8 protein-coding genes are annotated in these 15864 nt (G+C 43.5%); 2 read left to right on the top strand and 6 right to left on the bottom strand.

All coding sequences use genetic code 11. From position 1 onward, the window contains the following. Nucleotides 1-401: 401 nt before the first annotated feature. The 3 genes from rodA to AACV78_RS16800 form a co-directional block, all read right to left on the bottom strand. Nucleotides 402-1661, bottom strand: a complete 1260-nt coding sequence (rodA, locus tag AACV78_RS16810; RefSeq protein ID WP_194011580.1) for a rod shape-determining protein RodA — start codon at nt 1659-1661, stop codon at nt 402-404. A gap of 459 nt (nt 1662-2120) precedes the next feature. Further along, nucleotides 2121-2474 (bottom strand): VOC family protein, encoded by a 354-nt coding sequence (locus AACV78_RS16805; RefSeq protein WP_194011581.1) that lies wholly within the window; start codon nt 2472-2474, stop codon nt 2121-2123. 150 nt (nt 2475-2624) lie between these two features. Further along, nucleotides 2625-5036, bottom strand: a complete 2412-nt coding sequence (locus AACV78_RS16800) for a tetratricopeptide repeat protein (protein WP_194011582.1) — start codon at nt 5034-5036, stop codon at nt 2625-2627. A gap of 214 nt (nt 5037-5250) precedes the next feature. On the opposite strand from AACV78_RS16800, the gene AACV78_RS16795 reads away from it, so the two are divergent. After that, nucleotides 5251-5457, top strand: a complete 207-nt coding sequence (locus AACV78_RS16795; RefSeq protein WP_194011583.1) for an NfeD family protein — start codon at nt 5251-5253, stop codon at nt 5455-5457. A gap of 273 nt (nt 5458-5730) precedes the next feature. Here AACV78_RS16795 and AACV78_RS16790 read toward each other — a convergent pair whose 3' ends face one another. Together AACV78_RS16790 and AACV78_RS16785 are read right to left on the bottom strand one after the other, a co-directional pair. Beyond that, a complete protein-coding gene (locus AACV78_RS16790) occupies nt 5731-6180 on the bottom strand; it encodes a transposase (protein WP_194011584.1) in 450 nt (149 codons plus the stop codon). Between the two features lie 64 nt (nt 6181-6244). Beyond that, a complete protein-coding gene (locus AACV78_RS16785) occupies nt 6245-6415 on the bottom strand; it encodes a transposase (RefSeq protein WP_194011585.1) in 171 nt (56 codons plus the stop codon). Between the two features lie 1292 nt (nt 6416-7707). Between AACV78_RS16785 and AACV78_RS16780 the strand changes: the two genes are divergently transcribed. Continuing rightward, entirely contained in the window at nt 7708-8880 is a 1173-nt protein-coding gene (locus tag AACV78_RS16780) for a response regulator (protein ID WP_194011586.1), read from the top strand. A 443-nt stretch (nt 8881-9323) separates the two neighbouring features. Here AACV78_RS16780 and AACV78_RS16775 read toward each other — a convergent pair whose 3' ends face one another. Beyond that, complete coding sequence (locus AACV78_RS16775; RefSeq protein WP_194011587.1) at nt 9324-15800, bottom strand: hybrid sensor histidine kinase/response regulator; 6477 nt, start codon at nt 15798-15800, stop codon at nt 9324-9326. Nucleotides 15801-15864 lie beyond the last annotated feature (64 nt).

The raw sequence follows: 15864 nt of genomic DNA, 5'->3' as shown, positions 1-15864 counted from the left end.
CCCCAACCCTCCCCTCCCGCGGGGAGGGAGCAAGATTATTCTTATTTCTCCCCGCGGGAGGGGGGACTTGCGGGGGGTAAATTTGACTTTTGCAAGAGGTCTAGTTTTTGGGTTGGGTGACGAGAAATATAGAGAGAAACCCGCTTTCTAAGATTTACGCAAGAGGCGAGAAACCGGGTATTCTTGGAGTTTTGGGTTGGGTGACGAGAAATATAGAGAGAAACCCGGTTTCTGAGATTTACGCAATAGATATCAAATGGGTTCTATAGCAGTTCGAGATCGTTGTGAGGTATGCCCTATTGTTTGCCCAACGCCCAATGCCCCATCCCTCCGCTTCGCGCTCGCCCAACGCCCCATTCCCTATGCCCCACAGCACCTCATCTTTCTGAGAAATGCTATATCTAATTCCAACGCTTCTTGCGCTGTCGCTGGTTGGCTACCGACTCCACCAGTCCCAGTGCGAGAAAGTTACTCAGCAGCGACGCATTCCCGTAACTCAGGAAAGGTAGCGGAATTCCTGTCACCGGGGCTAAGCCGATGTTCATCCCAATATTTACGAATACCTGAAAAATTAACATTGACAGTACGCCGATCGCCAGCAATGAACCAAAATTGTCGTTAGCAGTCTGAGCAATAATCACCAACCGGAAACAAATTATCCAGAACGTCACCAGAACGCAAATACAGCCAATAAAGCCCAATTCTTCGCCGATCGCTGAAAAGATAAAGTCCGTATGCTGTTCGGGAATAAAGTTAAGCTGAGTTTGGGTTCCGTGAAACAAACCCCTGCCTTTGAGCTCCCCAGCCCCGATCGCAATCCGAGATTGAATCAAGTGATATCCGCTGCCTAAAGGGTCTTTCTCGGGGTTTAAAAAGCCTGTCAGGCGCATTTTTTGATAATCCTGAAGCACACCCCAAAAAATATGTCCGACGTGTCCCGAAACCACGTTCACCACCACAGCAGCAAAAGTCCCCAACCAAGGCCAAGGTAGGCTTCGCCAAGCGATAATCCCCGCAACGACTACCCAAGCAACCCAAATCGGTGTAGACAAGTTGTTTAGGAGAACCGAGATTAGAGGAGAAAACAGCAATATCAGCCAGCCGGGATTGACATTACCCCAGTAAAACATCCCCATTGTGATCGCGCCAAACACCAGAGAAGTACCTAAATTTGGTTCAGCAAAGATCAATCCCCAGGGTAGGGCCATAATCGCCAGCATCTTCAACATATCCCTGACTGTGGGGACAGTTTTGTCGTGCAGGAGAGCTGCTAAAGTGATAATCATCCCTACTTTGGCAAATTCTGACGGTTGCAGGTAAAAGCCGCCGATATTGATCCACCGCTGGGCACCGAGCCCTGTAGTACCGATAAATCGAACTGCGATTAGTGACAAATTGATAACTGTGTAAATCGGCCATTTCCACTGAAGGAGTATTTCGTAGCGACAGCGGGAAATGATTACGGCTATGAACAAACCGACTGCGCCAGTTACCCAGTGCCGCCACCAGTCGATCAGCCCCTGGTTGATTTCGACGCTGCGGATCATGATTCCGCCGAAGAAGGTGAGGCCTATGCAGGCGATAAACAGCCAAGGATCTGATTCTTCCCAGGGTTTGAAGATGGATTTCCAGCGGTTTCTGCTTTGTATTCTCTGCAACATGAGGATTTTAGATTTTAGATTTTAGATTTTAGATTATCGAACCGATGTTCGGAAGTTGTGGATATATTTCCGATTCTGAGCTTACACCCTACTGCGCGAGCATTGGTGTCAGTACGTCACTTTATTCGGCGACTCCTACAGAGGTTCCGGGCCTTCAGCTACGGGCCGGTAGCTGATTCGCACCAATCCCGTGGCCTGTGCATTCGGCACCAATCTAGGGCTTAATTAATTCGCGTTGCGATTTTTTCATTAGTTAAAGCCCAAAAAATTGCTTGGGGGATCTTGGTTTTACAATCAAAACGCCCAAACGCCGATCGACAGGCGATTTCCACTGGCCCACAAAGTCAACACTAAGCGCAGCGCACGCGCTACAAACCCTGCACAGCAACCAATCTTCACGGTGGGTCGGGGGCGCGCCTTATCTGGATTTAATAGCCGATCGCCCCCCAAGCCCTAAAATCATCCTTTGGCGGGTTCGTAAAGATACTCAAAACCGTTACCGTCAAGGTCTCTACCGTAAAAAGAGGCTGTACCGTCGCGGTGTTCGTGAATCTGAGTGACGGAAACACCTTCGGATTTAAGCTGTTGGTAGGCGGATTCCATTTCGGTGCGATCGTCAAACACAAAGCCAAAATGCGGCCCTGCTTGGTCGTAACTCGGACTCAACAGCGCCAAGCCGTCCTCTCCCGCTTTCAAATAAGCCCAGTCTGCATCTTTCCACACTAACTCCATCCCCAAATTTCGGTAGAATTCAGCAGATTTTTCGATGTCTTGCACGCAGACGGCTACGTGTCCCAATCGTTTTAGTTTCATGTCTAAAAATTTGATGGTTGTGTTTGAGTTTATTGTATCTTTTTTCTCATTTATAGCAGAATACAAAAGGCCGCAGCAATCGAATCGACGGCACGAGTTTCAGCAATTCAGAAGGTTACAACCGTCGGGTGCGCTTGCTCGCTTTCTCGGTTAGTTAGGTATTTTTTCGGGTTTTTTGGTAGCAGCTAACTGTACCTTTTCTATTTGTTTGCTGGCGTCCATTTCGCCGAACAGTTGAATTGCTAGAGCTAAATTTTCTTGGCTTTTCTCAATTTCACCGATTGTTTGTTCTGTCAGTGCTAGTTGATAGCAAGCTTCGGCTCGGTCTAATTTAGCGCCCTGCAGATCGAGTATTTGGGTTGCTTCAGCTAGGTGCTGGAGCGCTGTGTCAAATTCTCCTTGTTCTCGGTACAGTTGGGCGATACCGTTGAGAGCTTTGGCTTTGATGGTAGTGTACTGGTTTTGGTCGGATCGGGCGATCGCTTGGCGGTACAGGCTCAAAGCTTTTTCTCTATCTCCGAGGTTTTTGTAGGTGGCTGCTAGAAAAACTAACTTATATCCGGTACCGACTAACTGACTGTTTTCCCGATCGGCATTAAGTCGATCGGCGATCGCAGCAGCTTCTTTTTTGACTCCGACACAGGAGTTGAGAAAAGCTAACCCGACATCGATCGCACAACCGTTAATCCCGATTTCCTCCCTCGATTTTTTGAGCTTGACAAATATCTCCATAGCTGCGTCTAATTCCCACAGTTCTATTTTACAAAAACCTATATTAATCGCAGCATTAACTTTCCAAAATTCCAGATTAGCTTGTTTGCCATTTTCTTCATCGCTACTTTTGGCGAGATTTTGCAAACATTTAGTTGACTTTATTTCCGAAATTTGGTGGCATTCTATCGCTTGATTGATATCGCCCAAGAGCCGGTAACCAACACCTAATATACTGTAAAGACCGCTCAAATAATAATCAGAATTCACATTGTTGACAATGCGAGTAGTTGCTGAAACTATCGACTGTAAAAAACCTAATTTATACAGCGCTAGGCCGAGCTGATAATCTTTAGAAAACTGAATATTGATTTTTTTGAGGATGATGCTAGCGGCCTGCTCGAAACAGCTAATAGCCACATAGTGGTAGTAAGCTTCAAAAGCTTTCAGCGCATCTTCTACCGTCTCAACAATCTCCGCGCTCTCCGTCCAAAACTCGGCTGCTTTGCGGTTTGCAGTGTCCCAGTCTTCGGGTGACAGCCGATCGACCGCTTCTTCTCTAATTGCTGGATGCAGCCAGTATTCGCCCTTCTGAGACTCGACTAGCGATCGGTGCAATAAGGACTTGATAATTTGTCTGCGCCCGGCTTCGGGTATGTCCCACAGCAAACACAAAAGTCCTTCTGTTGGGACTGTTGGCACATCAAGATAGCGGTAACATCCCAAGCGACAGAGGAGTTGATAGGCTTCGGAATCGAGTTCTTGCAGGCGGTTGATTTGACTCGCGACTAAGTTTTTCAAGTCAGTTTCAACTAAGGGCACATCGCTATTTTCCAGCCAGTAGGCGGCCATATCTCCGTCAAAATCTTCTCGGATCGTGCCGCAAATAATGCCCATTGCTTTGGCATTGCCGCCGTAAACTTTGTGCATTTCCTTGAGGGCGACATCATCTATATTGATGTTGCGGCCCTGGAAGAATTGCCCCCAAACTTCCACCTCTAATCCCGGAAGCAGGTAGTGTTCGACGGTGACATCAGAATCGCAGAGTCGATCGCGACTGGTAATCAATGTTACCGACTGCACTGCCGCGTCGGCCAAGACTCGCAACAGTTCGACATAAAGTCGGTGCGGTTCAATAAACTTACCTTGTCCGTCGAGGGCGGCTTCCAAATTGTCAATCAATACCCCGACTTTGCAAGTCTGGAGTTGCCGCTTGAAGCGCCCCAGCGTTACCCCAAAGTCTGGCCCTGGTTCTTCTTGAAAATCTTGCTTCAGCCATTCTTCGATCGCACTTTCCAATGCGGTGATATTCTCTGTCTCTTTTGCCATCAATAGTTCGATCGTTTTGTCAAACCCTTGAGATTTGAGATACTCTCTGGCCAAAGTCGTTTTGCCCGTACCGCCGGCACTTTGGATGACAATCACTTTTGCACCTTGCGCGACAAGAGTATTGAGCTCGGCGATTGCCGCTTCCCGGCCTAAAAAGTTAGGGTTGTCTATTTCCAACTCCGAATCAGGCATCTGAGGCACTTGTGCCGAAACAATTTGTCCCGACTGCGGTTCTAGTTTTGATCTTCGGCGCCAAAATCGCTCTACAACCGCCTGAAGATTGTCTCTTTTGACTTTTTCGCCTTCTCCAAATAGGGCCGAAAGTCGCTTCCACAAATTAGAGGCAGCGTCTTTAACAGTTCCTAGTCCATACCCTTCACTGTCTGCAACCTGTTGGTACGTCCTGGCTTGCACCCCGATCCATGCTTCGCGAAAGATCGCGCACTCAAGGTTGTCTAGAGTTTTCAGGTTTCGAGCCACAAGTAACGAGTTGGTAAAATCCAGTGCGCGATCGGCTTCCATTTAGTCACCAGGTTTAGCGTTACCTATCTGACACAACTTTAACAGACTTTTTCCGACTCGCTTACACCCTCAAACAGTGAACTTGTATGGACTTTTACCGACTGACACGGCCGAGGTTGGCGTGTGAGACTGTTGAGTGTGGAGGGGAAGTTGACAGACAAGCTTCTAACTTACACGCCGATCGAGTCGAGTTTACATTCAGGAGCAAGCAGTTATGTCTATTAACGATGTTGAAACAGCAATTGTTGACGAACAAATTCGCCCTCAAGAATGCGGCCGCGTTCGTTTCCAAAACAGTTGGTGGCCGGCCAAGTGCGATCGAGACATCACTTTTGAACCCGGTGAGGAGGTTCGCGTCGTGGGAATTGAAAATATTACTTTGATTGTTGCAGCGTCGTTTGCCATTTATTCTGAAAGTTAAGGCAAATCTACCATCGGGAGCAAGCAATCATAACTTTTGACAATTCCGAAACAGCGATCGTCGATGAAGAAATTCCACCCGATCTGTGCGGTCGCGTTCGTTTCCAAAACAGTTGGTGGCCTGCCAAGTGCGATCCTTTTCGTTGGCGTAGCTCCCGGGCGGGCTCCGCTAACGAGATATGACTTTTCAACCCGGTTCGGAAGGCAAAAGGCACTTATGCTGAAGATAGAAGGCAGAATTTCGGCTCTCCTGAACTTGCGGTGATCTTTTTATCTAATCAGAAAAGCAAGCTAATACGCGCTCTCTAAAGTTATCAAAGTTTGAAAAGCCATATCCTTGTCGCATAATTAACTTAATTCGATTATTTATCCCTGACATCACTCCACTTGTTGTGCGATCAATAAAGTAGTTACAAATTCCTTCAAAATGATTGACAATTGTCGAAGCTGATTCTTGGAAAAATATTTGCACATCATTCAGCCAATCCTTCAACTCTGTCTGAGCGATTTCGACGGTCATATTGGTCTCATATATTTCTCGAAACTTTTCTTTCATCTGATATGCAATTCTTAAGCATTCTGATTTCTTCAAAAATATTTCCAACTTTTCAAATCGCTCGTACTCAAGGTTGATTCGATTACTCAATAATAAATATTTGCTGCCTCTGTCTGTGATTCCTATTCCTCGACGCAACTTATTCAAGTCTTTATTAACTGCTTTCATCACGTAAAAACGGTCAACAACAAGTTGGAAAAAGAGGGAATACTTGTTCTATAACTTTTGGAAATTATACCCACATATCAACACTCACTTCCTCAACTTGTTCTCGAACCTTAAGCGGTTGCCTCATCAGGAATTCAACTATATCTTGCTGACGGTGAGAGTCAATCATTTCAATCAAATTACCCCCCTCAATGTCACTGACAACAGTTACGAAACTTCCTTTTCCTTTGCGCATACTTATCTCATCTATACTTACTCGTTTAACTGACTCCCAACAGTTTTTTTTGAGAGGAATTGACCTGAGTAAAAATACCTTTGATTTCGTCATAACTTAATCTTTCTCCTCGCCCAATTTGTTCCATGCTTGACTGTTGAACACGCGCATAAATATTTTGTTCCTATCGTTGAGTATGCCGTGTTTTTTTTGTCAATAAATTCTAATTTTTCTGTAATGTAACGTTGACAACTAGGGCAGTAAAACTGCCGAAGAGGTACTTACAAATACACAAAACGACCTAAAACTGATAAATATATGACTAATATAGGTAGATTTTGATGCAGTTCTTCTGTATAATTATTACAATGAGGACAAACTATTTCTGAGGCTAAAGCGCGAGCGTCGAAAGTAAATTTGTCCTTCAATTTGAGTGCAAGTTTCAACCTTGACTCCAGGCAAGTCTAATAAATAGTCTAAATGAAAGCTCATTACTCTAACTGTATTTGTCGATCTATTTTACACCATAAATTCAGGATAGCCGGAGTTTTTCTACAATCACGATTTATACTTTGACGTAGCATTTATCCAGGTTTGGATTGGATTCAGTTGCTCTTTTTTTGAGGCTGCATCTTTTCCGTGTCTGTATCAGGGCTTCCCTCCCCCGCTCCTGTCAGTCGGAAAAGTCGGATTGTAAAGTCGGAAAAGTCGGACGCCCTGGTTTTAGTATCTATCTTTAGATAGAGCTGATCGGCAGCATGACTGGTAATTTTCTCTGTCTTTTGGTGGATGCTATTCAATAGTATGTTTGGGCGATCGGCAGAAAGCAAGTCGGAAAAGTCGGATCGTAAAGTCGGAAAAGTCGGATCGTTCGGATCGTTATGTGAATAGGGCTTACGCATGGGGGCCGGTGAAACCGGGTTTGATGGAGGAAAATACAGAGGTTGCAGCCCGCAGATTCGGTAAAAAACCCGGTTTCTTTGGTGGGAGTGCCTCCAAGACTGGTGAAGAAAGAGGTGGGCAAAAATGTAAGCGAACAAACTCAAAGAGCTGACAGGGTGACAAGCAACTTAAAAGCCTTGTAATAAAAGGGTTTAAGCCGATCGCCCTCAAAGACTTAGAGGCGGGCGCGATCGCTACTTTTGCTTCGACAAGGTAAAATGAGGAGCGGGGGCGATCGCCCGGATCGTAATTGTCAATCAGCCTGTCATAATAGTTATCAGAAAGTTCTCCGCCGACTTACTGCAGTGCATAACTCAAAGCTAGGGTGCCAAACTGGAAAAAGCTTACTACCCGATGAGATTGATTTGTACATGACTTTTGAAGAAGCCCTAGAATTTATCGAAGCAGCCTTAGAGTCCAAGACGAGTAGAACATTAAGTTTGCTTGAAAAAGAAATCTTAAAAGCTGCTTGGGAAAACACAACTTATAATGCTGTTGCTGACAGCTTGTACCTGAGTATAGGACATATCAAAGATTTAGCTGCCGTCCTGTGGCAGAGCCTTTCACACATAATCGGAAAAAAAGTTACTAAAAATAACTTTCGCTCTCTGGTAGAGAAGCAAAACAGCACAACTGCTGGTGCCTTTACTCGAAGCGAGCGCCAATTTGTATATCAGTCTCAAGAAAGTGACATCAATGAATTAGAAAATTCCCCCGGCAACATTTTAATTGTGGATGATATCCCAGAAAATCTGCATTTCCTCACAGAAATTCTGACTGAACACGGGTATACAGTTCGCTGCGTCACCAATGGTTCGATGGCCTTGAGGACTGTTCGCAATCATATCCCCGATGCTATATTGCTGGATATTAAAATGCCAGACATGGACGGCTATCAAGTCTGCGAAGTCCTCAAAAATGATGAAAATTTCTCAGAAATTCCGATTATTTTTTTAAGCGCACTCGACCAAATCTTTGATAAAGTCAAAGCTTTTAAAGTAGGAGGAGTTGACTACATTTCTAAACCTTTCGATCCGGAAGAAGTGCTAGTGCGGCTCGAAACTCACCTCACTATTGAGCGCCAAAAACGCCAGCTTCAAGAAGCGATCGATCGACACCAGCAAACCGCAGAAATTGCCTACCAATCTCGCGCCCTCTTGGCAAATTTGCTCAACTCATCTCTGGATGGAATAGCCGCAGTGGAGGCGGTGAGGGCGGATATTGCTGGAGAAATTGAAGATTTTCGCTGCTTGGTAGTTAACCCTGTCTTTGCCAGACTGTTAGGCAAAAAACGCACAGAACTAGCGGACGAACCCGTTCTGAAAAAACTGCTCGATAGATTGATTCCACAATTATTTGAGTTATTAGTAGAGGTTGTAGAGACTGGAGAATCACTTGCCGGAGAGGTGCATTTAGAAAGGGATGACATTGGCAAATGCTGTTATGTAACTGCTGTGAAATTGGGAGACGGTTGCTCAATTACCATCCGCGATCTTACCAAGTTAAAACAGTCGCCCGTAAACTCAATGATTGAAGTGAATTAAGTCACCCCCACAATCGTTCGGCGGTTGAAATCGCTACTATTTTTATACCATTTTTTTAAAGATGTGCTACAGATGAAGTCTTAGCCCCCCCCTTAATAAGGGGGGTTGGGGGGGTAATATCTAGCGCTACTTTATGAAATTGATATTAACTGAGTTTATATCCCCCTAAATTCCCCTGAAGAAGGGAGACTTTGAATACTCTTGTCCCTCCCCTTCTTAAGAGAGCGGTTACGGGGGATAGAACGATAATTTAGGAGCGAAAACTTAATAACTTAAACACCTCCTACAGTCCTCTCTCCTGTAAGTTGCCAGATAAAAGGAGGCTCTTCGGAGCCCCAGAAGCATTACCAGGCTCTTCCTAGTAACGAGCAAGCCTGGTAACGAGCAATCGCTTAAGTTATTAAATTTTCATTCCTTACTTGATAAACCTGCAATCTGCTGCATCAAGATTCACAAACCAAAGGCTCAGTTAAATCGAGAATCTTCTCAAACTGAAATTTATTCAGCCAACCTCTGAGAGTCTGAAGTTCTAAAACTTGGAAATCAGGAATTTCCTCAAGCAGTTGAGACACTAATTCTGAATCCGCATCAAGAGCTGCTTCATGCAATTTGACAATCCATATTTGTGACATGGTTGCTAAGAAATCTGTTAAATTTAAGGTTTCTCCCGTCACATCATCAGCCGAAGACGATAGCTTTTGCTCCTCATAAATATAACTGACTCCCAAATGTTTAGCCATGATGTCAAAGATGGCTTCTGTGGGGAAAGGTTTTCGCACAAAATCATCGCAGCCAGCCGATAAAATAATTGCCTTTTCTTCTTCCCACACGCTAGCTGTCAAAGCAATAACAGCAGTAGCTTTCCCTTTAGTTGTACTTTTAATCTGTCTTGTTGCTTCGTAACCATCCATAACGGGCATTCTCATATCCATCCAAATCAGGTGCGGTGAGTATGAATCCCAAATTTGCAGGGCTTCAATGCCGTTAGTTGCTTCTTGCACTTCAAAACCCAGAGGTTTGAGGAGTTTAATTAACAGTTGCCGATTGTCATCTTTATCATCGACTATTAAGATGCGATATTGCGGTTGGTTGGGCGCTAAGGCAATGACGCGATGATGGTAGGATTGGTTTTGAATTTGGCTTCCATCAGCGATGCTCACAGAAATATCAAATTGAAATGTTGTACCAGATTTTGGTGTAGCCGTTGTCTCCTCGGATACTTCCCTCACAGGCATTCCAGGGGTGAAAGCTTTGCCGCGACTGATGACAGTTATTTCACCTCCCATCAAGCGGATAAATTGACGGCTAATCATCAGCCCCAATCCCGTTCCTTGCTGCACTTTTTGACCTGATGCTGTTTGCACGAAGGGTTGGAACAGTTGTTTTAGTTCGCCTGCTGCTATGCCAACTCCCGTGTCTTTTATTTCAAAAGTAATACTTGTTTGTTGGTTGTTGTTTGGTTGTGTTTTTACTTGATTTTTTACTTCTAAAGACACGCTGCCAGAAGGGGTAAACTTAACAGCATTACCGATTAAGTTAATCAGCACTTGCCGCAACTTAACTTCGTCAGCGTAAATATATTTGGGAACACCGGCAGCACATTCAAATCGTAATTGCAAGCCTTGAACTTTGGCTTTCAAAGCAAACATATCTTTGATATCACTTATAAATTGATGGAAATCTAAATTGTTTTCAGATAGGGTCATGCGTCCGGCTTCGACTTTGGAAAGGTCAAGTACCCGATCGATGAGAGATAATAAATGATTGCCACTGCGATGAATAATGTTGAGGTTTTCTTTTTGTTCGCTTAACAGGTTTGTATCTCCATCCATCAGTTGAGAAAAACCGAGAATGGCGTTGAGGGGAGTTCGCAATTCGTGGCTCATGTTGGCAAGGAAAGTGCTTTTGGCGAGGTTGGCTGCAACGGCTGCTTCTTTGGCCTGTTCGAGTTCTGCTTCTGTTTTTTTGCGATGGCTAATTTCTTGTTCTAAGCGGACGTTTTCGATGAGGGTTTTTTCGGCTTGTTTGCGATCGCTAATATCTTGAAAAGCTGCGATCGCATATTCTACATTACCCGTCTCATCAAAAATTGGCGTACTCGTAGATTCTACAAAAATACTTCCGTCGCTGCGGTGCAGTTCCAAATCATCCGCCTGTGCTTTTTCTCCGCTAAGCGATCGCACTACGGGCAACTGTTCCACTGGATACATTTCCGCCGTACCGGCCCGATAAACGCCGTAGGTTTCTGATAGTTGCTGGGTTTCGGCTTTTGGTAAATCTTGAATATTCAGCAACTGCTGGGCAAGTTGATTGGTGTAGATGATTTGTCCTTTGGCGTCGTGCACCGAGATGCCCAGGGGTATGGCATTGAGGAATTTATTCAGGCGATTTTGGGTCGATCGCACTTCGGTATAGAGTCTGGCGTTGGTAAGGGCGATCGCCGCCTGAGTTGACAGCAGTTTAATTAGTTGCAGGCGATCGGAAGTAAACACGCCATCTGCTAAATTATTTTCTAAGTAAACAATCCCAATTAATTGCCCTTGATTCAGCAGAGGAGCGCAAAGAATTGACTTAGGTTGCTGGGTTTTAATATAAGCATCTTGAGTAAACCTGCCTTCGCGGGTTACATTAGTTTCAATCACTCCTTCCTGAGTTCTTTCCACATAGTTAATTACCGATAAAGGCAGGCAGTTTTCTATGGGAGTTGAAGGCAACACGATCGCCCGATCGGAGGTAGCTTCACCTGATGCTTCGACTAGCAATTGTCCTTGAGATTCTAAAATGAGATAGCCAATTTGGGCACCGCTGCATTCCAGCAGCGTTCTCATCAAAGTTTTGAGAAGTTGATCGAGTTCAATTTCGCTGGAAATTGCCTGAGACGCTTTCATTAATGCTGCTAAATCCAGAAGTTCGGCCGCAGAACTGTCAGAGTTTTCCGACAAGCTGCTGCGCGATTTATCGGAATTTCTGACTGTGATAAAACGCTTTAAAAGTTGCGGGTACTTTTGCTCCAAATCCGTGAGTTTCGCTGTAGCACCCCAGCGCAAATAGCAGTAGTAAGCATTGCTCATATAGACTTCGGCAACTTGCTCTTTTCCCCAAGCGAGGTAAAACTTGGCAGCCAATTCATTAGCCAAAGCCTCTTCGTTGATGTATTCGTGTTCTTTGGCTGAGGCAATAGCGCGATCGTAATAGTCTATAGCGAGAGTGGTTTCACCCAACACTTGATATCGCTCTGCCTCCACAAGATAGAATTTATGCAGGTGAGTCATCGGAGCAAAATGCGCCCACTTTTTAATTTTTTTCTGGTTGGCTTTCACCTTCTGGAGGATGAGTTTTTGCTCGGATTTGGATGCCTCAGAATAGATAGCCAGATAAACCAAAGAATTGTAGAAATGGTACAAAGGAATAGTACCTACAGAACTATCGCTATATTTTTCGGCTAAAGTAACATTTTCCAGAGCTTGCTGATAGTCTTGAAAAAGATAGCAGAGAAATAGCTTGTAAAAATAAAGAGAGCGACAAATATTTTTAGCATTTGCCTCTTGATGCAGGGGTAACATTTTTACTTCATCATAGCTTTCACCAACTAAACGGCACTTATCTGCAGCCTGTCCCATCAAATTTAATACAACCTGTCGATTGAGTTGGTTGTAGTAAAATGATGTTTCTTGCTTTAGTTGGCTGAGCGTATTACTGTACATTGCCATATCTGACTCAACTTTTGGCAATTCCTTGCCCAATACATAGGAATGGTAGGAGTATACGCAAACGGCATAAGCTGCATATTCTAAGTCTCCAGTTTCTAGGGCGATCGAGTAAGCATTCTGCAAAGAATTTAAGGTTTCCCTAAGATGCTCTTTCCAATGTTTGACAAAGTAATTAACAATAAATATTGTTCGGGCTTTGAGTTCTTTAGTGTTAAACTTATCGAGCAACAAAAGAGCAAGTTGCCCAAATTGATAGCCAGTCTCAATGTCTCCTACGTTTTCTCCAGACAGAATCAATCCGTAAGTAGCATAGGCACAAGAAGAGACAGAAGTATTCCCATATTTAATTGATAATCTCACCTGTTTGAACACCATCAGTGGCAGCAGTTCAGGTGCGGCTAAATGGGCAGCAGAAACTACAGTTGATAAAATACGCATCGCTGCTAGCTTATCGGGGTTTGTCATCACTGGGAGGTCGATTAAAGCCTGAATTTGCTTGCCGGCTAAACTTAACTTGGTTTTCACCAGTTCCGTAAAAAGATTTAATTTTGTTGGTTGTTTGGGAAAGCGAATCCCCAACAATTTTAATACTGAAAGTGCGGTATCAATCGCTGCCAGAGGTTTATTTCGTGCTGTATAAGCTTGAATTTTGACTTCATAGACTTTTACTTTGTCTAGCAATGAAGTAGCTTGTTGAAGCACAATGTCAGCCAATTTTTCCATTTCCTCAACGCGGTTGCTCAAGATGGCAGCTTCTACTGTTTCCACGTACAGTGCCAAAGTTAGGTCATACTTACGAAGCCAACTATCTGCACTCAAGCAATTTATACCAAATTGTAAGTAATTCCAGGTAGGTTTCCAAGCTGCTGATGCCTTCGCTTTTTGACCGGCAATCAGATTTAATTGAGCAAGTTTATCTTTTTCTAACTGAATATCAACTGCTTCAATGCCTAAGTTAAGTTGATTGACAATATCAAAAATATTTTGTTTGAGGTTATGTGGCGGTGTATTTTGCAATAACAGTTGCCCGACTTGCCAGTGAATGACTTGCTTCTCGCCTGGGGGAATTAGGGAATAGGCTGCTTGCTGGATGCGATCGTGAGCAAATTTATAAGTAATTTTTAATTGCTTTGTCTCTAAGTCGGTTTTCAGGAATTTGTAATCATCGCCGACAGGTAAGATCAATCCCGATTGCATGGCATCCCACAATTCATTTGCCGCTGCTTTTGGAGAACTTTCGTTAATAACTGAAAGGGTTAGCAAATCAAATCTGTTCCCAAGACAAGCGGCTAATTGTAAGATTTTTTGTGCAGATCCTGATAATGTTTGAATTTTATCTGCCATAAATTCAACAACATTATCAGTAATATTTTTAGTAATAATTTGTTTTAAATCCCAATTCCAAGCCCGATTATTGTTATCAAAAGTTAGCAGTTTTTGTTGATAAAGTGACTTGAAAAATTCTTTAATAAAAAACGGATTTCCCTGAGTTTTTTGCCAAGCCAACTCAGCTAATTTTTGTGTAGAGATGCGATCGGTTTTCAGCGTGTCGGCAATGAATTCATTAACCTGGTTTAAATTTAAGTGTCCCAGGGAAATATAATTAATTTTTGTTCCCTGCTTTTTGAGTTCAGATAAATTCAGCATTAAAGGATGGGTTGGACTGACTTCGTTATCTCGATAAGCTCCGATTACCAGCAGATGTTGAGTAGTAAAATCGGTGATTATCAACTGAAGTAATTGCAGCGTAGCGCTGTCTGTCCACTGCAAGTCGTCTAGAAATAGGACAAGGGGATGCTCTTTTTGGCAAAAGACTTGAAGAAATTGTTTAAATACTAAATTAAACCGATTTTGTGCTTCGGCTGGAGGTAATTCTGGGACGGGATGCTGTTTGCCAACAATCAGTTCTACTTCGGGAATAATATCAATAATAATTTGTCCGTTGCTGCCTAATGCCTGTCGAATCTTATCTTGCCACTGCTGTAGTTCGGGTTGAGATTCGGTGAGCAATTGCCGCACCAATTCTTGGAAGGCAGCGACTAATGCTTGATAGGGAATATCGCGCTGGAATTGGTCAAATTTACCTGCAATAAAGTAACCCCGTTTTTGAGTGATTATCTTATACAATTCCTGAACTAAAGCAGATTTACCGATACCAGAGTATCCGGAAATAAGCATGAGTTCAGTTTGTCCGTGTACGGGACAATTTTGTGACTGAGTTGTAGTTGGGTTGCTTGCAGCTACTTGCTGCTTTTCTGGAGAAGTTACCCGCACAAATGCAGCCAACAATGACTCTATCTGCGATTCTCTGCCGTACAGTTTTTGAGGAAGTTGCAATTGAGGAGAAATATCTCGGTATCCCAAGGGAAAAGCTTTGATTTTATTAGTTAGATATTGTTCTAGGCAAGTTGCTAAATCTGCCTCGATTCCCCAAGCACTCTGATATCTATTTTCTGCCATTTTTGCCATTAATTTTATGACAATTGCTGAAAGGTTTAAGGGTATTTTGGGATTGATTTTATGAGGCGGAGTTGGTTGTTTGGCAATATGACAATGAACTAATTCCAGGGGATCGGTTGATTCAAAAGGCAACTGATTGGTTAGCAGTTCGTAGAAGGTAACGCCAAGCGAGTAGAAATCGGTGCGGTAGTCGAGCAAGCGATTCATTCTTCCTGTTTGTTCGGGGGAAATATAAGCTAATGTTCCTTCTATAAGATGAGGATTTTTGAGGCAGGGATTTTCTTGGTATAAGATGGTAGATAAGCCAAAGTCAATGATTTTTAATTGTTCGGTTTGAGTATTCAAGACAATGTTAGATGAATTGATATCTTGGTGAATAACTTTTTTTTTGTGAATCTTGCCTAACGCCTTGGTAGTTTTGATGGCGATGTGGAGAAACTCCGATACTGAAAATGTACGGCGTTTGAGAATCATTTTTAAGGATTCTCCGCCAAAGTCTTCTAACAAGATTAGTTGAGTATTTTGGTATTTTCTCAACTCGTAAGCTTTAATTGTTTCTTCTAGGTTGAGATTGCGAGTGATTTCGTATTCCTGCTGGTAGCGGTAGAGTTCGGCTGGTGTGGGGTAATCTTCTTTGAGGAGTTTCAAAATCACTGGTTGCCGATTTTGATTAATTATGCCCCGGTATACGAGGGAATTAGCGCTTTCGTAGATTTGGTTGAGAATTGTGATGTCTGGCAGTGAAATCATGTTGGGAATTACTGCTGTCTAAAAGGGTTGGTATATTAATATATATAACATGGGGATGAGGGGT

This window comes from Tychonema sp. LEGE 07196, from assembly GCF_963890365.1.
Taxonomy (GTDB): domain Bacteria; phylum Cyanobacteriota; class Cyanobacteriia; order Cyanobacteriales; family Microcoleaceae; genus Microcoleus.
The sequence above is the reverse complement of the archived record's forward strand: the minus strand, read 5'-3'. Positions and strand labels throughout refer to the sequence as shown.

Bases quoted from the DNA above. Each gene is read 5' to 3' on its own strand.
- AACV78_RS16780 (WP_194011586.1), top strand. From the start codon at position 7,708: ATGACTTTTGAAGAAGCCCTAGAATTTATCGAAGCAGCCTTAGAGTCC.
- rodA (WP_194011580.1), bottom strand. From the start codon at position 1,661: ATGTTGCAGAGAATACAAAGCAGAAACCGCTGGAAATCCATCTTCAAA.
- AACV78_RS16795 (WP_194011583.1), top strand. From the start codon at position 5,251: ATGTCTATTAACGATGTTGAAACAGCAATTGTTGACGAACAAATTCGC.
- AACV78_RS16805 (WP_194011581.1), bottom strand. From the start codon at position 2,474: ATGAAACTAAAACGATTGGGACACGTAGCCGTCTGCGTGCAAGACATC.
- AACV78_RS16790 (WP_194011584.1), bottom strand. From the start codon at position 6,180: ATGAAAGCAGTTAATAAAGACTTGAATAAGTTGCGTCGAGGAATAGGA.
- AACV78_RS16775 (WP_194011587.1), bottom strand. From the start codon at position 15,800: ATGATTTCACTGCCAGACATCACAATTCTCAACCAAATCTACGAAAGC.
- AACV78_RS16785 (WP_194011585.1), bottom strand. From the start codon at position 6,415: ATGCGCAAAGGAAAAGGAAGTTTCGTAACTGTTGTCAGTGACATTGAG.
- AACV78_RS16800 (WP_194011582.1), bottom strand. From the start codon at position 5,036: ATGGAAGCCGATCGCGCACTGGATTTTACCAACTCGTTACTTGTGGCT.